General features: G+C 48.4%; 17 protein-coding genes and 1 riboswitch. Of the genes, 9 read left to right on the plus strand and 8 right to left on the minus strand.

From position 1 onward, the window contains the following. Nucleotides 1-132: 132 nt before the first annotated feature. The 4 genes from gpmA to ABXR35_RS21850 all read left to right on the plus strand — a co-directional run bounded on the left by gpmA (nucleotide 133) and on the right by ABXR35_RS21850 (nucleotide 5,491). The gene (gene gpmA / locus ABXR35_RS21835; protein ID WP_367064180.1) at nucleotides 133-882 is read left to right on the plus strand and encodes a 2,3-diphosphoglycerate-dependent phosphoglycerate mutase; all 750 of its coding nucleotides are present in this window, start codon (nucleotides 133-135) and stop codon (nucleotides 880-882) included. Between the two features lie 382 nt (nucleotides 883-1,264). Next, nucleotides 1,265-2,044, plus strand: a complete 780-nt coding sequence (locus ABXR35_RS21840) for a DUF4253 domain-containing protein (protein ID WP_367064181.1) — start codon at nucleotides 1,265-1,267, stop codon at nucleotides 2,042-2,044. Between the two features lie 347 nt (nucleotides 2,045-2,391). Next, nucleotides 2,392-3,540 (plus strand): virulence factor, encoded by a 1,149-nt coding sequence (locus ABXR35_RS21845; RefSeq protein ID WP_367064183.1) that lies wholly within the window; start codon nucleotides 2,392-2,394, stop codon nucleotides 3,538-3,540. Between the two features lie 174 nt (nucleotides 3,541-3,714). Continuing rightward, a riboswitch (Lysine riboswitch) is annotated at nucleotides 3,715-3,911 on the plus strand. Nucleotides 3,912-4,018: 107 nt separating this feature from the next. After that, nucleotides 4,019-5,491: an amino acid permease gene (locus tag ABXR35_RS21850; protein ID WP_367064184.1), complete on the plus strand. Its 1,473-nt coding sequence runs from the start codon at nucleotides 4,019-4,021 to the stop codon at nucleotides 5,489-5,491. 279 nt (nucleotides 5,492-5,770) lie between these two features. Here the strand turns inward: ABXR35_RS21850 and ABXR35_RS21855 are convergent, their stop codons facing one another. The 5 genes from ABXR35_RS21855 to xylA all read right to left on the minus strand — a co-directional run bounded on the left by ABXR35_RS21855 (nucleotide 5,771) and on the right by xylA (nucleotide 13,140). Continuing rightward, nucleotides 5,771-6,706, minus strand: coding sequence for an aromatic alcohol reductase (locus tag ABXR35_RS21855; protein ID WP_367064185.1), 936 nt, complete (start codon nucleotides 6,704-6,706; stop codon nucleotides 5,771-5,773). 143 nt (nucleotides 6,707-6,849) lie between these two features. After that, nucleotides 6,850-7,785 (minus strand): arabinan endo-1,5-alpha-L-arabinosidase AbnA, encoded by a 936-nt coding sequence (abnA, locus tag ABXR35_RS21860; RefSeq protein WP_436669403.1) that lies wholly within the window; start codon nucleotides 7,783-7,785, stop codon nucleotides 6,850-6,852. Between the two features lie 578 nt (nucleotides 7,786-8,363). Next, complete coding sequence (locus ABXR35_RS21865) at nucleotides 8,364-9,521, minus strand: transglutaminase domain-containing protein (protein ID WP_367064186.1); 1,158 nt, start codon at nucleotides 9,519-9,521, stop codon at nucleotides 8,364-8,366. A gap of 472 nt (nucleotides 9,522-9,993) precedes the next feature. Then, complete coding sequence (xylB, locus tag ABXR35_RS21870; RefSeq protein ID WP_367064187.1) at nucleotides 9,994-11,490, minus strand: xylulokinase; 1,497 nt, start codon at nucleotides 11,488-11,490, stop codon at nucleotides 9,994-9,996. A gap of 333 nt (nucleotides 11,491-11,823) precedes the next feature. After that, nucleotides 11,824-13,140: a xylose isomerase gene (gene xylA / locus ABXR35_RS21875; protein ID WP_367064188.1), complete on the minus strand. Its 1,317-nt coding sequence runs from the start codon at nucleotides 13,138-13,140 to the stop codon at nucleotides 11,824-11,826. Nucleotides 13,141-13,347: 207 nt separating this feature from the next. On the opposite strand from xylA, the gene ABXR35_RS21880 reads away from it, so the two are divergent. Both ABXR35_RS21880 and ABXR35_RS21885 read left to right on the plus strand, forming a co-directional pair. After that, on the plus strand, nucleotides 13,348-14,511 hold the full coding sequence (locus ABXR35_RS21880) for an ROK family protein (RefSeq protein WP_367064189.1): 1,164 nt from the start codon (nucleotides 13,348-13,350) through the stop codon (nucleotides 14,509-14,511). Nucleotides 14,512-14,891: 380 nt separating this feature from the next. After that, complete coding sequence (locus tag ABXR35_RS21885; protein ID WP_367064190.1) at nucleotides 14,892-15,119, plus strand: hypothetical protein; 228 nt, start codon at nucleotides 14,892-14,894, stop codon at nucleotides 15,117-15,119. Between the two features lie 232 nt (nucleotides 15,120-15,351). Here ABXR35_RS21885 and ABXR35_RS21890 read toward each other — a convergent pair whose 3' ends face one another. Continuing rightward, the gene (locus tag ABXR35_RS21890; RefSeq protein ID WP_367064191.1) at nucleotides 15,352-15,714 is read right to left on the minus strand and encodes a hypothetical protein; all 363 of its coding nucleotides are present in this window, start codon (nucleotides 15,712-15,714) and stop codon (nucleotides 15,352-15,354) included. A 468-nt stretch (nucleotides 15,715-16,182) separates the two neighbouring features. On the opposite strand from ABXR35_RS21890, the gene ABXR35_RS21895 reads away from it, so the two are divergent. Together ABXR35_RS21895 and ABXR35_RS21900 are read left to right on the plus strand one after the other, a co-directional pair. Continuing rightward, complete coding sequence (locus ABXR35_RS21895) at nucleotides 16,183-16,380, plus strand: hypothetical protein (protein ID WP_367064192.1); 198 nt, start codon at nucleotides 16,183-16,185, stop codon at nucleotides 16,378-16,380. Nucleotides 16,381-16,530: 150 nt separating this feature from the next. After that, nucleotides 16,531-17,640 carry a YncE family protein gene (locus ABXR35_RS21900; RefSeq protein WP_367064193.1) on the plus strand — a complete coding sequence of 370 codons (1,110 nt, stop codon included), beginning with the start codon at nucleotides 16,531-16,533 and terminating at the stop codon, nucleotides 17,638-17,640. 43 nt (nucleotides 17,641-17,683) lie between these two features. On the opposite strand, the gene ABXR35_RS21905 is transcribed toward ABXR35_RS21900, so the two are convergent. Continuing rightward, entirely contained in the window at nucleotides 17,684-18,631 is a 948-nt protein-coding gene (locus ABXR35_RS21905) for an AraC family transcriptional regulator (RefSeq protein ID WP_367064194.1), read from the minus strand. Nucleotides 18,632-18,821: 190 nt separating this feature from the next. Here ABXR35_RS21905 and ABXR35_RS21910 point away from each other — a divergent pair, with 190 nt between their 5' ends. After that, nucleotides 18,822-19,559, plus strand: coding sequence for an SDR family oxidoreductase (locus ABXR35_RS21910; RefSeq protein ID WP_367064279.1), 738 nt, complete (start codon nucleotides 18,822-18,824; stop codon nucleotides 19,557-19,559). A gap of 102 nt (nucleotides 19,560-19,661) precedes the next feature. Here ABXR35_RS21910 and trxB read toward each other — a convergent pair whose 3' ends face one another. After that, nucleotides 19,662-20,603: a thioredoxin-disulfide reductase gene (trxB, locus tag ABXR35_RS21915; RefSeq protein WP_367064195.1), complete on the minus strand. Its 942-nt coding sequence runs from the start codon at nucleotides 20,601-20,603 to the stop codon at nucleotides 19,662-19,664. Nucleotides 20,604-20,745: the final 142 nt, after the last annotated feature.

A 20,745-nucleotide genomic window follows, 5' to 3' on the forward strand; every position in this document is an offset into this window, starting at 1 on the left:
TCTCTTCCCGATTGTAACCGGCTTGCTCTGGTTAAAATGAACATAGAGAATATTCATCCTATCAGCACAACGATTCAACTTCACAGCAGCAAACAACCCAATTGATCTACTCATGGAGAGGAGTAACATACAATGTATAGCGTGATTCTGGTTCGGCACGGAGAGAGTGAGTACAATCAGAAAAATCTATTTACCGGATGGACGGATGTGTCGCTAACGGAGCGTGGCATTCATGAAGCGCGGGAAGCCGGGCGGTTGATTCGGGAAGCAGGATACGGGTTTGATATGGCATTTTCCTCGGTATTGAAGCGTTCGATTGAGACGATGCACTTCATTTTGGAGGAACTAGATTTGCTCTGGATTCCAGAGGAAAAGTCATGGAAGCTTAACGAGCGGCACTATGGCGCATTGCAAGGACTGAGCAAATCTGATACCGCGCAAACATATGGAGAAGATCAATTGAAGCTATGGCGACGAAGCTTGACGGTTCGCCCACCGATGCTCAAGCCGGATGATAAGCGCAGCCCGCGCACGGAGGAACGGTATCGCAACATCGATCCGCATGATTTGCCGCTAGGCGAAAGTTTGCAGGATACGGTCAGACGGGTAGAAGACTTCTGGCATCAACGCATTGTCCCACTCATTCGTGAAAAGGAACGCGTTCTGATCTCCGCTCACGGCAATACGCTCCGTGCGCTGATTAAATACATGGAGGATATGGACGAGCAATCGCTCACTGAGCTGAACATCCCAACGGGGATTCCGCTGGTATACGAGCTGGACGAGCAGATCAATCCGATTCGCCGCTTTTATCTCGGTGAGCAGGAGCATATTGACCGCAAATCTGCCGAGGTGGAGAATGAGCATAACGTGACGGAATAAGTGCTAGCTATAGAGAAGCCCAGTCTGTATGACGGGGGTTTCTAGTGTTCGCGAATGTTGTAGCGTGTAGAGATGAATATAGAATGTATAGCGCTGGGCTTCTTTGGAACGTTGCAGACAGTGGAGTATAATAAACGGTATATGATGAACTCGCCTATTGTACAGGTTATGTCATCGTATACCGTTTTTATTTAATACGTTCGTACACTCTATGTACAAATGGTCGGCTTTCGCTTGATCTGCCATTCCACTATTTTCATCATATATCTACAACGTATCGTCCTTTGATGACGGAAAAGAAGATTCATCGCAATACATAGTCTTTGGATCATTGTCCTTCATTCCTCTTATTTTCCATACAAATGAGAAAGGAGTTTTATTCATGAGTCAGAACATACGCGATCTATTGGAAGATTATCAGACCGAGCCTGTCATTATATCGGAACTTGTCTACCCTGCTCCACCGCAGCCCGAAGCGTCACAAATGCATCGATTGCTAGTGTTGGCAGGTGATAATTTGTTGGAATTGATGGAGGAGATTGTCGACGAACACGAATCACTGTCTCATTATGTGCAGCAATCGGCTGAACAAGCAGCCTCTCTATCGCTGGCAGACGGGCTGCGGCGATCACTGGCATGGCTGTTTGAATACAATGAATTGCCTGCCTCTTTTCAGCCGCTAGAAAAGTTGTCGGCAGCACAATTATATGAAGCGTATCGGCAATTGCAACAATCCGAGCAACCGCTGCCCATGCTGGACGAGACGATAACAGAAACGACGCAAATGCTGCCTGTACCGGATGCAGATTGGGCGGAATCGCGACAGGAGAATGGTGCGTTCTGGCTGACTTTGCCGGTTGAACGTGAATATGAAGCACCACTGATGATCCCGATGGGCGGGTATAATGAATGTCCGCTACCAACTTGTCAGGCGGCGATTTTCCGGGTATGGCAGGAGCAGTACGGCGCCATTCCCATCGCCGTCAATGAAAGCACATGGGTGTTGGAAGTACAGCATCTTCCGCTTACGGATGCAGATGCCTTAGAACTGGCACGTGAACATGTACTATTTTGCCCGTATGTATTGGAGAGCTTTGAAACCATCGGCGAATATGCTGGTTATCTGAAGCATCATACGATCTGGTATTTCTGGTGGGATTGATCTTTGGGTGACGAGACTGGACTACATGTGAATATGGCAATATTGCTATTCGTACCGATCCACACTCAATCTAGAATGACCGGATGCCAATACTCCTTCATGTACTTCTCATGTGTAGAACTGTGCCAGCCCTGTGCAATTTGGGGTACAATAAGTAGTGACGAATCCATCATTTGCGATATAGATGGACGGTTATGTGGTGCAGATGATCTTGATACCCAATCAGGTCATCACATATGTATTTTGTTCACGCACCTTAGCTGTAAGATCATGATCCAATATCCGCAATTTGCATAATTGCGATTTGAACAATGTTAATTTCATCTATCCAAGGAGGGATATATTTCATGAAAATTGTATCGATAGAACCAACACCGAGTCCGAATACGATGATGCTGCGAATAGACGAGCAGCTGCCGCATGGTGTACGCAAGACGTATACGGTGGACAATGAACGCTCCGCCCCATCTTTTATCCGCGAGATGCTGCATATTCAAGGGGTAAAAAGTGTATTCCACACCGCTGACTTTGTCGCGCTGGATCGTCGTGCAAATGCAGATTGGTCGGCGATTTTGAATGAAGTGCAAGAGAAGCTAGGTCAGGATGGTATTGAGAACAAGCTCGAAGTACCGGAGGATCTGTCCGGTGAGCATTTTGGAGAAGCGAATGTGTTTGTACAGTTTTTCCGTGGGATTCCGATGCAGATCCGGGTCAAAGCAGGTACGAAGGAAGAACGGATTTCGCTTGCCGACCGATTCGTGCAGGCAGTCACGGAAGTTGCCAGTGCTACGCTGATCAAGGAGCGTAAGCTGACCGATTATGGCGTGCGTTATGGCGAATTGCCGGATATTGCACGCGAGGTGGAGCAGGAGCTGGAAGCAGCGTTTCCACAGGAGCGTTTGCGTAAAATTATTGATCAGGCGATCTCTCACGGTGCCAGTGCCGAAGAGTTTGTCGAGCAGCGACGCGGGTTGTCGGCTGACGAGATTGCTACGGCGATGGACAGTGACGACTGGCGTGTGCGTTATGCCGCCTTTGACGTGCTAGAACCAGATGAGAACAGCTTGCCGCTGATCGAGAAGGCGCTGGGCGATGAGAAAATGCAGCTGCGTCGCCTTGCCGTCGTGTATCTGGGCGATCTGAAAACACCAGCCGCGATGGAGCTGTTGTACCGCGCATTGGAAGACAAATCCGCTGCTGTTCGTCGCACCGCCGGTGATACGCTCTCCGATATTGGTGACGATGCGGCAACACCTGCGATGCTGAAAACGTTACAGGACAGCAGTAAGCTCGTCCGCTGGCGTGCCGCACGCTTCCTGTACGAGGTCGGTACCGAGGAAGCACGCGATGCACTGGAAGTCGCTGTAGACGATCCTGAATTTGAAGTGAGTTTACAGGCAAAAATGGCGCTGGAGCGCATCGAGTCTGGCGAAGAAGCCGCCGGTACCATCTGGCAGCAAATGGCGAAAAGTCGTCAGCAAAACAGCTCCATGTAATACACGCAGCGTTATCCTTCTGCTGCTCGGTTACGGCTTCACAGAAAAGTCATTGCCAAATACACGCCGAAAAGCTATACTGTAACACATCCGTGTCAGCTACTTGCCAGCATGCAATAGCGAACATGAATGCTATGCTTTACCTAATTAAATAATATGCCTCATCAGCAGAACCGATGAGGTAGAGGTCGCAGCATGAATCAGTACACCCGAACGAGGCGCAGGAGTCGCCGTTGAATCCGGGTGAAAAGGTCCTGCTGCCGAAGTGCCGAATTCCACTCTAGAATTCGACGCTGGGGCTGTCTCCGAAAGGAACAGAACTGTCACAATGGAAAAAACCTAGCCTTTCATTGTGTTGAGCTATCTTAAAGGGAAAGTATGGTGCGGAGTCTATCTGTATATAGATCGCAGCTCGCCTGCGGTCTATTTTTATTGCTTTCTTTCCCTGGATATTGATGAAGGAGTGTATCCAAGCAACATGAGTTCACCTGCAACAAAACCAACCCCTACTACACTGAAAGCCGGTCTGCGTGCCAGACATATGACGATGATCGCCCTCGGCGGCTCGATTGGAACTGGATTGTTCCTTGCGAGCGGCGGCGCGGTTGCCGGAGCTGGACCAGGCGGCGCATTGCTCGCCTATCTGTGCGTCGGCATTATGGTGTATTTTCTAATGACCAGTCTAGGCGAAATGGCAACATATATGCCGGACTCGGGTTCATTTAATACGTATGCAGCACGGTTCGTTGATCCAGCATTTGGCTTTGCCATGGGCTGGAACTTCTGGTACAACTGGGCGGTCACTATCGCTGCGGAATTGTCGGCGGCGACGATTATTATCAAATACTGGTTCCCAGAAAGCTCATCGTTTGTATGGAGTCTACTGTTCCTCGCGCTGATCTTCCTGCTGAATGTATTATCTGTCAAAGGTTACGGAGAAGCTGAATACTGGTTCGCTATGATCAAGATTGCGGTCGTAATCGTGTTCCTGATCGTCGGCGTGCTGATGATCTTTGGCATTATGGGCGGCGAAGCGGTCGGCTTCCGCAACTTTACGATTGGCGATGCTCCATTCCACGGCGGGTTGCTTGCCTTTATCGGTGTGTTCATGGCAGCAGGCTTCTCGTTCCAAGGCACCGAGCTGATCGGTGTGGCTGCGGGTGAAAGTGAGAATCCACGTCAGCATGTGCCACGCGCAATTCGTCAGGTGTTCTGGCGTATTCTGATTTTCTACATTTTGGCGATTCTGGTGATTGGTCTGATTATTCCGTATACCACACCATCGCTGCTCGGTAGTGATCTGACCGATATTAGCGTCAGTCCGTTTACGCTGATTTTTGAAAAGGCAGGTTTGGCGTTCGCGGCTGCGGTCATGAATGCAGTCATTCTGTCGTCCGTACTCTCCGCTGGTAACTCCGGCATGTACGCGTCCACTCGCGTGCTGTTCGCATTAGCACGCGAAGGCAAAGCGCCCAAAATGTTCGCTCGCCTCAACTCACGCGGTATTCCGCAAAATGCGTTGATCGTTACGGCTGCCTTCGGGATGCTCGCCTTCTTCGCTTCGCTGTTCGGCGACGGGATCGTGTACAACTGGCTGCTGAATGCGTCGGGAATGTGTGGATTTATTACGTGGCTAGGTATCGCAATTAGTCATTATCGGTTCCGCCGCGCCTTTGTCGCACAGGGACGCGATCTGAATGAATTGCCGTTCCGTGCTAGATGGTTTCCGTTCGGTCCTTTGTTTGCCTTTGTTCTGTGTGCTGTCGTGATTGTTGGTCAGAGTCTGTCGTACTTCTCTGCGGATGGCATTGACTGGCAGTCGATCTTTGCCACGTATATTAGCGTACCGCTATTCCTTCTATTGTGGCTGGGCTATAAATGGATCAAACGTACGCGCGTGATTCCATTGGAGCAATGTGATCTGGATACCGGCGCACGTCAGGATGTGTAATACCAACGTCTACTCTAACACCAGAAGCAGTCTGTGAGTCTGTGAGTCTGTGAGTCTGTGAGTCTGTGAGTCTGTGAGTCTGTGAGTCTGTGAGTCTGTGAGTCTGGTAAAGTGTATGTAGAACGTGCAATTATAGCAAAAAACCTTTCTGTTCTGGCGTGCAATCGGTGATATCCGACTGCTGCCCCTACAGAAAGGTTTTTTTATTTCGATTCATTCTATATGATCTGCACAAGTATGACTGATTCCTGATTCGTAATTCCCGATTACCTCATACCACTACTTCTCCAAATGCGCAGCAAGCACCTGCTGCACCGATGTCCATTCGAGATCTGGGTAACGATCGTTATCCAGTCGCTCCAATTTACCCAAACCGCTAAACATGCCGTCAAAATACTGCATCCCCTGCCACGCTGGATAGAGTTCATTTGGCTGCGGAGCCACGCGGCGCATGATGGCAATCAATCGGCGCAAAGACTTCAGGCTGCCGCCGCGCAGCAAACGGTGGCGTTTCCCCGTCAACTGCTCCATCACCGAAGCCAGCTGACGCGCATTCACCTGATCCCCCGCGATGTGCAGAAAGCGCGGTGCCTGTTCATCTAGCGCAGCACGCGCCGTAAACGCAGCTATATCATCCATTGTCGTAAAATCCATGGGCTGATCTGCATCCTGCCAGTACAGCACTCGGTGAATAGGGAATAGAACCAATGGCGCAGTCCCTGTCAGAATATCGGCAAATACCCCATTCAAGATCGATGTTGCCTGAATCGGCGCTGCATCCAGCCGTTGCATAAACTGCCGACGCAAATCTAGATTGCGATTAGAGCCATCTGGCAAATACCGATAATCCATCGAATAGTCGGATGGGATAAAACGCGGTACGCCCGCCTTTACTGCCGCATCCAGTAATCGACTCTGCGTTTCCACCACATCGGTATACAGACCGCTCAGTGCCGAGACCACACTATCCGCTCCCTGACACGCCGCAATCAGATCATGATGCTGATAATAATCAACAGCAATGATGTCCACGCCTAACTGATGTAGCTTTTTCAATTTGTCGGCAGTCGTACTGTGACGTACAAGTGCCTTCACACGAACATTCGGCTGCTTAACCAGTTCTCTTGCAATGCGTCCACCCAGATCGCCGGTAGCTCCAGCAAGGACAATAATCGATTGAGAAGAAATACAGATCGCCTCCTTTTCCTCTATCATACTATCAACCGACGAAGCGCCTGTTTAAGCAGCGATTCGATAGATAGCGTAAAAATAGAAAAACCGGCTCTCCTTCTGCTGGATAGGAGAACCGGTTTATTATGTTACATCATAATGCTAAACAAGAAGATCATCGTGCATCGTCAATACGTTGGCCATCCACTTGAATCCCAATTGAGATCGCTAATTAATAGCTTCGGATTCCCGTTATCGTTAGCATCATACGAGTGCCTTGCGATAATGTTTGTGCCATAGATGTCCTGACCGCCCGGACCTTTCCAGCGATCATTGCCTGCATCGAGGATCGTACCACCGTTGTTCAGCAGGCTGACTCCGTTTTTGTCCACATACGGACCAGTGATGCTAGTGGAACGACCGTAAATGATTTTGTAGGTACTGTTCACACCTTTGCAGCAGTTATCAATCGAAGCAAACAGATAGTAATAGCCGTTGCGATACGTAATGGATGGAGCTTCAATCGCGCCACCATTGGTTGTACGAGTCGCGATGGACGTTAAACTGCCTGTCGGTTTCATCGTGTTTTTGTCCAGCTTGGTCAGCTTCAGACCGCTCCAGAATGAACCAAATGCAAGCCACGGATCGCCATTAGCATCAATCACCAGCTCAGGGTCAATCGCGTTATAGTTTTGCGTACCATTGGTTGTCAGTACGACGCCTTCGTCTTTCCAGCTGCCAGCGCCTACACTGCTTGCAGAGGCAAGACCAATGGCAGAGATATTTTTACCAAAGGTAGAAATGGAGTAGTACAACCATGTTTTGCCGTTATACTGCTTCACATCCGGTGCCCATACATCCATTGGAGTCTGATTCGGCACATACGTTTTCCACCATGATGGTGCAGTCAGAAAAATTTGTGGCACACGGTAAAAGTTAGTGCCGTTATCCGACTTGAGCACTTGAATACCTTGCCCTGTCGAAAAGGCATACCAGCTATTTCCCTCTTTAATAATGGAAGGATCATGCACGCCCACATCTCCGCTCAATGCCCAATGTGCAGCATATGTACGGCTATCCCCAAACGTAGTCAGAATTAGCGATACAATCACTAGTAAGGTCACGACTTTGCTTTTTATATGCAATGTTAACCCATCCTCTCTATGCATTTTAACCTGTACATTCAGCAATCGGAATGGCGATCTCGCGTCCGTCTCAGGTCTATCTTAATTATAAAAACGCTTTCATCAGAGGGAAATATAATATTCCTGCATCCTCCTTTCTTTATATCCAGACTCATATCCACTTGATTTTATAGTAAACATAAATATTAACTATTTTCTATTTTTATTAATTTGTAAAGGTTATCATTGATGTTTGTATGAGAAAAGCGAGGGAATTGAATTTCCATATTGTTATCCATTTTTTTGCTCATATAACAATATGGAAGTAATAGAAGCGAGAAATATTCCGTAGCTATCGATAGGAAAGTAGTTATGGGATGATGGTTCTGGCATCTATAGCCTTTCCGTAGCTGGTCTAGCGCCTAACTCTTACTCATCTGCTCTTACCAACGAATGATTACGTGATACTAGCGGAGAAATGCACATATAAAAATCGGTCATCTCCTGTACAGGACAGGAGATGACCGATCATTTTACATATACTATTGGAGTACAAATTGTCAGTTACGCTATACCGCTTATTGCCAGTTCAGTGTAACTTTCAGATCGCTGGTGTTGCTGCCCGATTGCACGGTATACGAAATGGAGCGAATACCGATGGAGGACAACGTACGCAGGTCACTTTTTAGACTAGTCAGGTTGCCGCTGTAGCGGAATACAAGTGAGTTTTTACCGCTGGATTGAGCGGCTTGTACTTGCGCCTTCAGTGCAGTCGATGTACTGATTGCGCCATTGCTTGCGCTGGTACTTGTCTGTGTATTGCTGCTTGGTGTAGAAGACAAACTTACATAATCCAAGGCACGTTGCAGCTGTTGGTAGACGCTCGTTTTGTCACCGCCAGCTGCAATCAGCTTGCTCAGTGTGCTCTGGTACGTGGTGCTAGCAGCCGGATATGTTTTGGTCCAGTTATGATCCTTTTTCATCTGGCTATCTGTCAGCAGGTAGTAGCTGGTTTGTACATAGTTGCCTTGATCGGGAACGGGATCATCCCATGTGGTGTCGAGGTGATACCATGTACCATCCAGATTAACCAGATTCCAAGCATGCAGCTCGCCGCCTGCGGTTCCTTCTACGATCAGATTCTGAATGCCTGCTTCCTTGAGCAGCTCATACGTGAGCAGTGCATAGCCCTGACAGACGGCAGTTCCGTCATGCAGCGCTTCATAGGCGGTATAGCGAGTATACGTACCATCATACTTCACATTACGCACAACCCAATCATGAATGGCTTTGACCTTTTCATGATCGTTCATGCCGGATGTGATAATGCTAGACAGAATTTGTTTGACCTGACTTTGTACGTAGGCGGTTTGTGCTGCGGTTTCGCGGTAGTTCATCTGCACGGTAACTTTGGCAGCCGAAGCACTTTGGCGCCAATTCAGACCGTAGCTATCGAGCACATAATGTGTGTAAGGGTCTTTTTCCAATGCTTGTTCAAATGCGTCCTGTAGCATTGCTTTTAGACCGGTGGTGCTTCCTTTATATGAAATGGTCGTCTGCGCATCGCGATTCATCAGTGCTTGATACAGCTGATCGGCGACATCGCTTTGACTGGTTGCTGTAATCTGTGTAGTGGCTGCATAGGCAGCTTGGTGAGGAGCGACGAGCGGTAGACCGGCAAATAATAGCGTTCCGGCCAAAAGGGTCTTAGCCCAGAGGTGACTTGATCTTTTCATGCAGACGTATCCGCCCTTCCCAAAATAAATTCACTTTAGTCCATTATATCGGCAAAAGACCCGATAGGGATAATAGATAGACGGCGGAATGGAGCCATTTATTTATCTTCTCTACAGATAAACGCAGCAAGGATTGCATAGTTGCGCAAACGACATTGTTTTTTTACAAAAAAACGCTGGCCTAACGCATGGTTATGCTCATTTGAACATATAACCTACAGAACGCCTGTAGGGATACGATTGTGGGCATAGGTGCTTGCTGTTTGGCTTATTGTATTATAGCACCGTAGCTGATAGGGATATAGTTTGCCGTTGATATGAGCACATTTGCTATGGATACGAGTACATTTTGTATAGATGCGAGTATACGAATGAACATGTAGATGACGGGTATTGATTAGGTTAGGTGAACGAGAATAGAGCAAAAAGCCCCTTTCTTAGTTGAAAAGAGGCTCTGCTCACTATAGGTTCCTTATCCGCGAAATGCCGCTAGCTTGCTGCTCAAGCCTGCGGTCTGTGTATATACTTCCTGATATATCTGGAACAGCTCATCATACCGCGCCGCCCGCTCCTGATCCGGTGTATAGGAGCGCGATGTACGTAGGAATGCGGATGCACATTGCTCCAGCGACTCAAACCAGCCGCTGCCGTATGCCGCCAGCATCGCTGCGCCCATCGCTGGTCCTTGTTCATTTTCCAGACGAATCACTTCGGCATTGAAAATATCCGCCTGCATTTGCAGCCATGTCTCGTTCTTCGCGCCGCCACCGATGGAGATGACCTCGGTAATGCTTTTCCCCGATTCCCGTAAAATATCAATCGATTCGCGCAGAGAGAAGGTAATGCCTTCCAGCACAGCACGCGCAAAGTGAGGCAGCTTGTGCGCGGCGTCGATCCCGATAAAGCTACCGCGAATATCCGCATCTGGATGTGGGGTACGCTCCCCAACAATATAAGGCGTGAACAACAGTCCCGCTGCTCCCGGCGCAATCTGATCCACTCCATCCAGCAGCGCTTCAAATGAACGACCCTCGCCAAATGTACTGCGGAACCATTCCAGACTATAGCCCGCCGCCAGCGTCACGCCCATAATGTAAAAGGCGTCCTTTTCGCTATGATTGAAAAAGTGTACTTTGCCTTCAAAATCGAGATTGCGGCGTTCTTCGTACGACAGCACCACACCAGACGTACCGATGCTGCACATCGTCTGCCCCTCGCTCAGAATACCAGCCCCGATTGCACCACAGGCATTATCTGCGCCGCCCGCATACACACGCGTTTGCGCACTTAGCCCCGTCTCATCTGCCACTTCCGCCAGCAATGCACCCGTATCGTCAAACGACTCGACTAACCTTGGGAAAAAGGACTCCGGTAACCCGAACACTTCTGCGATGCGTGGACTCCATGTTTTGCCCGCTACATCCAGCAGTAGCGTGCCTGCCGCATCTGAATAATCCATCGCCAGATCGCCCGTTAGCCGATAACGCACATAATCCTTCGGCAGCAGGAACAGCGCCGCCTTGCTCCAATGCTCCGGTTCATGCTCCTGCACCCACAATATTTTCGGCAGGGTGAAGCCTTCCAGTGCACGGTTTCGCGCGATATGAAGCAGATCGTCGCCCAACTCCTGCTCAATGCGCCGACATTGCGCAGTTGTGCGCGTATCGTTCCACAGAATCGCCGGACGCACGACCTGATGCTGATCATCCAGTAGAACCAAGCCGTGCATTTGCCCGGAAAAACTCAAGCCCTCAATCTCATGTGCGGGTACAGCCGATACTTCCAACAGCTTACGCAGCGATACGATCGTCTTTTCTACCCAGTCTTCCGGGTTCTGCTCACTATAGCCCGGCTTGGGCTGAGATAGCGGATATGCCTCTGACGCTTCAAATGCCACCTGTCCCTGACGATTCACCAGTACCGTTTTGACAGCACTCGTACCAAGATCGACTCCAATTACATAACTCATCTCATGGACCTCCTTCATCTATTGGCATTGCTACGATGATTGGTATGACTGCAATGATTAGCATGAATACGATGTAGATCATCGCCGTTCTAACCAAAATGCTCCCTTCTTCCCTGACGGGAATACAAGGGAGCATCGGTACATGAAGGAATGGGGATAACAAATCGGAATAGGCAGATGCCAGAACTTTATATGGTATGGTGTGTGAGGCAAAGGTAGATTTCTCCACATAAAGACCTGTATTTATGATCAACCTGTTTCCAATTCCTCCATTTTCATTATAAATATAGAAGGCGTTGTAAACACATGCGTGTTGTGATGGAATGCTGGAACTTATTCTGTTACCAGATACTGGTTCAGCGTTGCTTTCAGCAATTCCTCGCGTCCCGATTCGTTGGCACGCGGATTCTCGTTATTTAGTGCGTATTCAGCCAGCGAAGACAGAGTAGCTTTGCCGCCAACCACGTCAGCGCCAATGCCCTCACGGAAGCTGCTGTAGCGTTTGTCGATAAAGTCTTCGAATACGCGATCTTCCAGCAGACGAGCCGCTGTCGTCAATCCTTTGGCAAACGTATCCATACCAACGATGTGTGCGATGACCAGATCGTCTGCATGGAATGATGGACGGCGTACTTTGGCGTCAAAGTTAATACCGCCGCGACCAAGACCACCGTTTTGCAGCACTTCGTACATTGTTGTGGTTGCCGCATACAGGTCAACCGGGAATTCGTCTGTATCCCAACCGATCAGCAGATCGCCTTGGTTCGCATCCAGCGAGCCGAGCATATCGTTCGTACGAGCAACACGCAGCTCATGCTGGAACGTGTGACCAGCAAGGGTCGCATGGTTCGCTTCCAGATTTAATTTGAAATGATCCTTCAAATCATACTTTTGCAGGAAGGCAATTGCGGTTGCCGCGTCGAAATCGTACTGATGCTTGGTTGGCTCTTTTGGTTTTGGCTCGATCAGGAATTGAGCGTCAAAGCCGATTTCCTTCGCATAATCGACTGCCAGATGGAACATGCGCGCCATATTGTCCTGCTCGAGAGCGTAATCGGTATTCAGCAGCGTTTCGTAACCTTCACGACCGCCCCAGAATACGTAGTTTTCTGCGCCGAGACGCTTGCCGACTTCCAGACCTTTTTTGATCTGAGCCGCTGCATGCGCGTATACATCAGCGTTGCAGGTAGAAGCAGCACCGTGCATAAAGCGCGGATTGCTAAACATGTTAGCAGTATTCCAGAGCAGCTTTTTGCCAGTTTGCTTCATTTGTTGCTCGATCAGCTCGACAATGGTATCGATATTGTTATAAAATTCGCGGAGGCTGTCGCCTTCGGGAGCAATGTCTACATCATGGAAACAGAAGTATGGAATATTGAGCTTGTCCATCAGCTCGAACAGCGCCTCAACGCGTGCTTTTGCCAGATCCATACCAGTCAGATGACCCCATGGACGGGAAGCGGTTTCTACACCGAACGGATCGGCGCCACCAGCAACCAGAGTGTGCCAGTATGCCATACCGAAGCGCAGATGCTCTTCCATCGTCTTGCCGGCGACAACTTGGGTCGGATTGTAAAATTTGAACGCATACGGATTTTTGGATTGGACACCTTCATATTGCACTTTCTCAATGTCTGCAAAATAAGCCATTACATAAATCCTCCTCACGATTCGTCTGATTCATAACCGGATGGCAATGCCTGCGTCCGGATCGCCCATATCTTGCGCCAGCCGACGGCTGTTCCGCCAGATATTTCTTGTAAGAAATCGTTTACATCGCTATCCTAACATATATACATCACTTTGTCTATTCGATAAACAAAGTATTCGAACTACCATTTGGAGAGGAGAAATAGTATGAAAATCACCGGAGATCAGGCGCTGGTTAAAAAAATAAATAAATCCCTTGTCCTCGAAAATATTCGTCGTTACGCCCCCCTGTCGCGCACTCGTGTATCGCAGCTGACCGGGCTGAACAAAGCGACTGTCTCCAATCTTGTGCAGGAATTGATCGATGATCGGCTTGTGCTAGAATCTGGCGAAGGTCAATCCAGTGGCGGTCGTAAGCCGCTCATGCTGGAATTCAATAGCGGTGCTGGTTATGCCGCAGGCGTAGAACTGAGTGTCAACGAATTGACGATTGTGCTGACTAATCTGGAAGGCATCATTATTACCCGCCAGACAGAGCCTTTGCCGGATCATCGGTTGGAAACGACGCTATCGCTGATGCAGCGCATGATGGCGCATCTACTCGCTGAGGTTCCTCCATCCGTGCATGGCTTGATCGGCATGGGGGTCGGTGTACCGGGCATGGTCGATGAACTGGGCAATGTATTATTTGCCCCCAATCTAGGCTGGGAAGGTGTGCCGCTACGCGAGGAATTGGAGCAGCTGTTCAGCTTACCCGTTACCATCGATAATGAAGCCAATGCAGGTGCTATTGGCGAGTTGCAGTTTGGCGCTGGTCGTCACGCTCGACATCTCGTGTATGTCAGCGTTGGTATGGGTATCGGCTCCGGCATTATTATCGATGGCGAACCGTACAAAGGTGCGCGCGGATACGCTGGCGAAACCGGGCATATGTCGGTGGAATCGTACGGTCTGCCCTGTTCATGTGGCAGTCGCGGATGCTGGGAATTGTATGCTTCCGAGCTTGCCTATGAACATGCCATGCCCGATCCACAGCCCAATACGAATACTGCCTACTGGGTACAGCAGGCATTGTGGGATGAGCCGGAAGCGATTCGTTTATTCCAACGTATCGGTGAATATCTGGGTATCGGTATTACCAATCTGGTTAACAGCTTTAACCCAGAGCTGGTCATTATCGGCGGTCACATGCGACAAGCAGAACCGTGGATTGCGCCGTATGTAGAAGAGGTCGTCTCGCAGCGCACCTTGCCGTATCATCGTCAAAAGCTAGTCATTCAGTATTCTGAACTAGGTGAGCAATCGACTGTTATCGGAGCGGCGTATTCTGCCATCTCCCAATTTCTTGGTAGAGTACGCGTATCGATCTAATGCTTCTCCCTCAATAAAGAACATACACTGTTGCGCATGACGTTACGGGCTGTTGGTATCTGGTCGTCATGCGTACACGATTGATGTTGCATCCATCCGGTTACATACATATAAGGTGTCAGGGCTATACGTAAAATGGCAGATGCGATTTGGGTATTTACACGCTCGGTGAGAGGCTAGCAAGCACAGAAGCGAATAGTATAAATATATTCTGAATCACACCTACATCTTTCCGTTGTTAGACGCATTATCGCACGCTATATTTTCCATAATCTGATTGTTTTTAATAGGAAAATGTAGTATGCTAACAGCGTCAGGGCTTCATCTAACGGCTCTGTACCCGGTAACATCAAAAATACATTTTAGAGGAGATGGCAACAATGGATAAAATGTGTATGCAAATGATGATGGGTATGTGTATGGAAGACATGATGAGCAAAATGAACAACATGAAAATGATGATGGAAATGTGCAACAAAATGGATATGTCCATGATGAAAGACATGGATATGGACATGAATATGATGATGAGCAAATTGCAAGAGTGCGACGAAATGATGACATCCATGATGTCGATGATGCGTGACATGAAACAAGCCAGCATGTAATTCACATGTCCATGTGAATCCATACTGGCTTATTTGTACGACGGTAGCGCCGTGTCTTGGCGGATCGGCTGCTACTGGGCAACATTTCATAGTTGTACAGCAATAACATACATGAGTAATACAGAAGCCGGGCAATGTCAGTTGTCCGGTTTTTGGCATGTACATATGGATACGCGTAGTATTGGTTCACACGTATATCATGCACATCACGTCGGGTATATGGACAGCCACCTTAGCGGCACGATTCACAATCATGTTTTAGACCAGCAGTTTCTTCCTGAATTTGACGCGATACGGAGATGCGTTGCAGCTTCAGCTCCCACCATTGCTCTAGTAGATGCTGCTTGACGGTATCATCGGTGCTCTCGCGGATGTTGTCATACAGCTCCAACAGCTTGCCATTGATGCGGTCGAACTGTCTCCACAGATGTTCAGTTACCGCCCACTCACGCTGCCATTGCTGAGAATGATTCAGACGTGCCAAGCTGGATAGAATCTCCTGCTGCCACTCCTGATCTCCAATCGCTATTGCATAATTCAGCAGGTCGAGATAGTCATCATTGCGTTCTGTTACGATATTCTGAATAGGATTCACAGTTATACTCACCTTCAATCTCTTTATATACCAAGTATTATACTCGGAATATACAGGTTTTCAATAGATTTGGACCAAAAAGGTACTGAATCCGTTATAGTTTTATTGAATAGCGGGCACCTATATATAGACTATAGCTGGAATAAGGAGCGGTTCAGCTAGCGTAATAAGTGGTGGAATGATAAGATGCAACCGTGCTTATCTCAAATTTGACGTAAAATCGCCTTATTTGGCTGTGAATCTTTTATCGGTTTTCGACTATAATTTCGTTATTGGTAATTGTTGGGCAGTCTTTGTTTTCGTCAGACACGCGATTGTTGAATGAACAAAGTCTGTGTGTTGTCAGAGATAGATAGCAATCGGAATATATAGATGAGGTCGGACGGCGATTGCCGGTATGCGATCCACAGAGATGGATGGAGAACAGCAGGATGATGAACCTACTTGTGAAATGGAGAGAGAGCAACCATGACGTTCTGGGAAAATGCTGATATTTCGCTGCCCTTTTACGTACTGATGTTTGTATTTGCCTTGATTATTGTGCCGTTGTTCAGTCTGGGTGTGTTTAATTTCTCGCAGGCAAAACGCAAAAAAGGAGCTTCGCTGCTGGCAGTAGGATTTGCATTCTTCCTGATCTTTCAAGCGGTGACCAAGCTGTTCTTTTAGCGATTGTAGATGACACGGCAATGGATAGATAGTATATAAGTTGTAACCGATATATTGGTATCTCATAGCAAGCGAACGACTTTTGTTATACTACAGAGGTCGGTCGCTTTTTTTGTCATTCATTTTATAGATTTGCAAAGGAGTATACATATGAACATACAACACTGCTCGTATCCACCCCTGCAACAGAATCCTGGCAAACTACTTGCCATTCGCGAATGGTCGCCATCGTCGGTTGCAACTGAAACCATGGAACCGCAATTGATCGCTCTGAATGAGCAGCAGCAAGTATGGAAGATTGATCTGCTGTCCGGTGCAGTACAAAGGATTGCTCAGCTTGACTTGATGGAATTCCATGCTACACATCCGGTTCAACTGGTGATAAGCCCTTGTGGTCGTTTTGCTGCTGTAAGCAATACGTTGGGACGGCATGCCGTCGTACTTAATCTGGAATCTGGCAATATGGTCATGGAACTCAATCGAGGCGAGTATCATTATGACAAATCTACCTATCCGCTTGCTTTTGTACAACGCGATCAGCAGGTGCTGCTTATTCATGGCAAAGATTGGAATCGGTTGGAGCTGACCTCCTTACTGCCGGATGTCCGTGCGATCAGTGAACGTCCGGTTCCTCAGGTGCATTCGGACTCGTACTCACGAGATGACCATTATCTGGATTATTTTCACGGACAACTGCATGTATCGCCTGATGGCAAGTATGTGGCGGAAACCGGATGGGCTTGGACACCGGTCGGCATTACGGTAGCATGGAGTATGGATGACTGGATGAACAACGTCTGGGAATCCGAGGATGGAGAATCACGGGATCGTATCTGGAGCCCGCTCATCGATTGGGATGTGCCGATGGTATGGCTGGATCACGAACGGCTCGCTATCTGGGGACAAGTGGATGAAGATATGCTAGATGAAGAGGATTGGGATACAGAAGGAACAGCGCCTGCTATACTGATCTACCATGTAAACCAACGCACACGGCAGAAAGTTTTATTGGAGGTGCCTGCTTTTTCAATGGACTCCGGTATAGAGGATGTGTTTATGCATCCACAGGCGCAGCTTGCTGTATCCTCTGCTGGCACATTGTTTGCTTGGGGACAGGGATTGCCTCTGTACAGTTGGAATCTCACAGATTGGCAAGTGGAAATCCATGACTACCCTGCTCTTCCCGATCTGTATCATGTACAAGCCGATTCATTTTTGAAAATAGAGGATGGTAGGATAGAAGCATGGCGTTTCCTATAGAGGAACGGCTCTGCATGTATTATTACCGTCCATCGTTGATCAGTCAATCATGGATCATTTCATCCTCATTCATGATAGATGCTGACGTAGATTGTAGTCTCCGAATATCGCTGATGGGCGGCAGTCCGAACATTCTCGCATATTCCCGATTAAACTGCGAAGGGCTCTCATAACCTACTTGAAATGCCACCTCAGCAGCTTGAATAGAGTCATTCAGCAGCATGTTCCGCGCTTCTTGAAGCCGAATCTGCTTTTGAAATTGTACAGGGCTCATCATCGTGACATCGCGAAAATGACGATACAGCGAAGATGGACTCAGGTTGACCTTGGAAGCCAGCTCATCAATATGCAGGGGCTCGCTATATGTATCGCGGATATGCTGAATAATCTCCGCGATATAAGCAGCTCGACCAGCACCGGGCGCCATCTGTCGTAAGGCATTCCCCTGCTTCCCTCGCAACGCCCGGTATAGAATTTCTCGTGCAATCATAGGGGCAAGGATCGGCAGATCCTCAGGCTTGTCTATCAACTTGAGCAAGCGGACAAACGCATCCACCATATCTGTATCTGCATGACTGACAAACAATCCACGTTCCAACTCTCCCTGCGAAGCAGGTATATGTTCCATATCACGCATCAGCTCTAAAATGTGCTGGGCATCAATCTGCAACCGAACAGCCAGATAAGGCGCATCGGGCGAAGCCTTGATCACCTGACCGGAAATAGGCAGATCAACCGATACGGCGAAGTATTCAGACGGTCCGTAATGATACTGCTCTTCCCCCAGTAAAACTAACTTCTCCCCCTGTGCCACCAGACAGATGGATGGCTCATACACCGTATAAATAGGAGTCTCATCGGTATTGCGGATAAGCGATAAGGCAGGAAAATCCGTCTGATACACACCATCGCTTTTGCAGTATTGGGCAATCAGAGAGCCTAATTCATGTAATGTTGATGAAAGGTACTGCTTAGTATGGGTACTCGTCATTTGTACTTCCTCCTTATCCTTCCTGTTGTTTGTATTATACCCATCCTTTCGTTAAAAATGTCAGAATATATACGGCATTGCGAGGATTAGGCAATGCTATGCTTGTATTGTTCTACCGCTCCCCTTTCCCTCACACGCATACTAAGAATATCCATAGCGAAAGGGGAATATCATGATGAACACAGAAGTAATGAATGGAATTGCAGGCAAAGTGGTCTTGATCACGGGGGCAAGCAGCGGCATTGGCGAAGCAACAGCACGACTGTTGGCGCAGCATCAAGCGATTGTGGTGATGGGGGCTCGGCGCATCGATCGTTTGGAAGCGCTGGTTGCAGAGATTCAGGAAACGGGTGGTACAGCGTACTGTCGCCAGCTCGATGTGACCGATGTGGCGGATATGCAAGAGTTTGTCCAGTATGCACAGAACACATGCGGTCGTGTGGATGTTCTGGTGAACAATGCTGGTGTAATGCCACTATCCAATCTGGCGGAAAACAAAATAGATGAATGGAATCGCATGATCGATGTGAATATACGCGGCGTTTTACATGGCATTGCAGCGGCTCTCCCGATCATGCAGCAGCAACAGAGTGGACAATTCATTAATATTGCCTCAATCGGTGCGTATTCCGTAACACCGACAGCTTCTGTCTACTGTGCGACCAAATACGCCGTGAAAGCCATTTCGGATGGATTGCGCATGGAAACCGAATCGCATATCCGTGTCACCCTTGTGTCACCGGGCGTTACCGAATCCGAGTTGGCAGACAGCATCTCCGATGAACATTCACGAGCATTTATGCGCGAATATCGCCGGATCGCTCTACCTGCTGAAGCCATCGCCGAAGCAATTCTGTATGCCATTAAGCAACCGGCACACGTGGATGTGAGCGAAATGATCGTTCGTCCGATAAAAGAAAGCAGCTGAACAGACAAAGAGCCAGCCTTACAGTTCAACAAAGAATCCACCCCATGATAGGAGTGGATTCTTTGTTTATTGATATATTGTTGTAAAAGATTACATCTATCCTTACAGCATTACTGCCGCATGCTCAGTCGCTTCGATGAATTTCTCAGCATCCATCGCTGCCATACAGCCGCTGCCTGCTGCGGTGATCGCTTGACGATAGCGGGTATCCTGTACGTCACCACACGCGAATACGCCAGGGATGTTCGTTTCGGATGTACCTGCATGAGTAACGATATAGCCGTTCTCGTCGGTAGTGATCTGTCCGCCGAGGAAGCCGGTGTTTGGATGGTGACCAATCGCTACGAATACGCCGTGTGCATCGATGATCTCTTCTTCGCCTGTTTCATTGTTCAGTACTTTCAGACCAGTAACGCCGAGTGGTCCAGCAACAACTTCCAGTGGCGTACGGTTCAGCGCCCACTCGATTTTGTCATTGGCACGGGCGCGATCTTGCATGATTTTGGAAGCGCGCAGTTCTTCACGGCGGTGTACCAGTGTTACTTTGGAAGCGAAACGAGTCAGGAAGCTTGCTTCTTCCAGTGCAGAATCGCCGCCACCGACTACGATGATTTCTTTATTACGGAAGAAGAAACCGTCACAGGTTGCACAAGTACTGACACCGCGACCGATATTGTCTTGCTCATTCGGAATGCCGAGGTATTTGGCAGTTGCACCAGTGGAGATGATGAGCGTCTCAGTGACAATCTCGCCTTTGCCTTCCACTTGCAATTTGAATGGACGCTCGGACATATCCACGTTGTCGACCCAGCCAGTATAGAACTCAGCGCCAAAACGCTCTGCTTGTTTGCGCATATTGTCCATCAGCTCAGGACCCATGATACCGTCAGGGAAGCCGGGGAAATTCTCAACCTCCGTTGTGGTGGTCAATTGACCGCCGGGCTGTGGTCCTTCGATAACAAGTGGGCTCATGTTAGCACGAGCGAGGTAAATAGCGGCAGTCAAACCAGCAGGTCCAGTACCAATGATTACGGATTTGTACATGTTACATTCCTCCATGATGTTGAGTGATAGAATACGTGTGCTTTGTTTGTACGTCTGTAAAATAAAGTCTGTGCAGACCGTCGTCTATTTCATCATACCGACTAGCGAATGGTTCATTGTCAGCAAGCGTTAGAATCATTTC

Origin of the sequence: Paenibacillus sp. JQZ6Y-1, from assembly GCF_040719145.1 — a bacterium.
GTDB lineage: Bacteria > Bacillota > Bacilli > Paenibacillales > Paenibacillaceae > Saccharibacillus > Saccharibacillus kandeliae.

What these genes read in the sequence shown, in the direction of transcription:
- gpmA (WP_367064180.1), top strand. Translation starts at nt 133, where the DNA reads ATGTATAGCGTGATTCTGGTTCGGCACGGAGAGAGTGAGTACAATCAG.
- ABXR35_RS21840 (WP_367064181.1), top strand. Translation starts at nt 1,265, where the DNA reads ATGAGTCAGAACATACGCGATCTATTGGAAGATTATCAGACCGAGCCT.
- ABXR35_RS21845 (WP_367064183.1), top strand. Translation starts at nt 2,392, where the DNA reads ATGAAAATTGTATCGATAGAACCAACACCGAGTCCGAATACGATGATG.
- ABXR35_RS21850 (WP_367064184.1), top strand. Translation starts at nt 4,019, where the DNA reads ATGAGTTCACCTGCAACAAAACCAACCCCTACTACACTGAAAGCCGGT.
- ABXR35_RS21855 (WP_367064185.1), bottom strand. Translation starts at nt 6,706, where the DNA reads ATGATAGAGGAAAAGGAGGCGATCTGTATTTCTTCTCAATCGATTATT.
- ABXR35_RS21865 (WP_367064186.1), bottom strand. Translation starts at nt 9,521, where the DNA reads ATGAAAAGATCAAGTCACCTCTGGGCTAAGACCCTTTTGGCCGGAACG.
- xylB (WP_367064187.1), bottom strand. Translation starts at nt 11,490, where the DNA reads ATGAGTTATGTAATTGGAGTCGATCTTGGTACGAGTGCTGTCAAAACG.
- xylA (WP_367064188.1), bottom strand. Translation starts at nt 13,140, where the DNA reads ATGGCTTATTTTGCAGACATTGAGAAAGTGCAATATGAAGGTGTCCAA.
- ABXR35_RS21880 (WP_367064189.1), top strand. Translation starts at nt 13,348, where the DNA reads ATGAAAATCACCGGAGATCAGGCGCTGGTTAAAAAAATAAATAAATCC.
- ABXR35_RS21885 (WP_367064190.1), top strand. Translation starts at nt 14,892, where the DNA reads ATGGATAAAATGTGTATGCAAATGATGATGGGTATGTGTATGGAAGAC.
- ABXR35_RS21895 (WP_367064192.1), top strand. Translation starts at nt 16,183, where the DNA reads ATGACGTTCTGGGAAAATGCTGATATTTCGCTGCCCTTTTACGTACTG.
- ABXR35_RS21900 (WP_367064193.1), top strand. Translation starts at nt 16,531, where the DNA reads ATGAACATACAACACTGCTCGTATCCACCCCTGCAACAGAATCCTGGC.
- ABXR35_RS21905 (WP_367064194.1), bottom strand. Translation starts at nt 18,631, where the DNA reads ATGACGAGTACCCATACTAAGCAGTACCTTTCATCAACATTACATGAA.
- ABXR35_RS21910 (WP_367064279.1), top strand. Translation starts at nt 18,822, where the DNA reads ATGAATGGAATTGCAGGCAAAGTGGTCTTGATCACGGGGGCAAGCAGC.
- trxB (WP_367064195.1), bottom strand. Translation starts at nt 20,603, where the DNA reads ATGTACAAATCCGTAATCATTGGTACTGGACCTGCTGGTTTGACTGCC.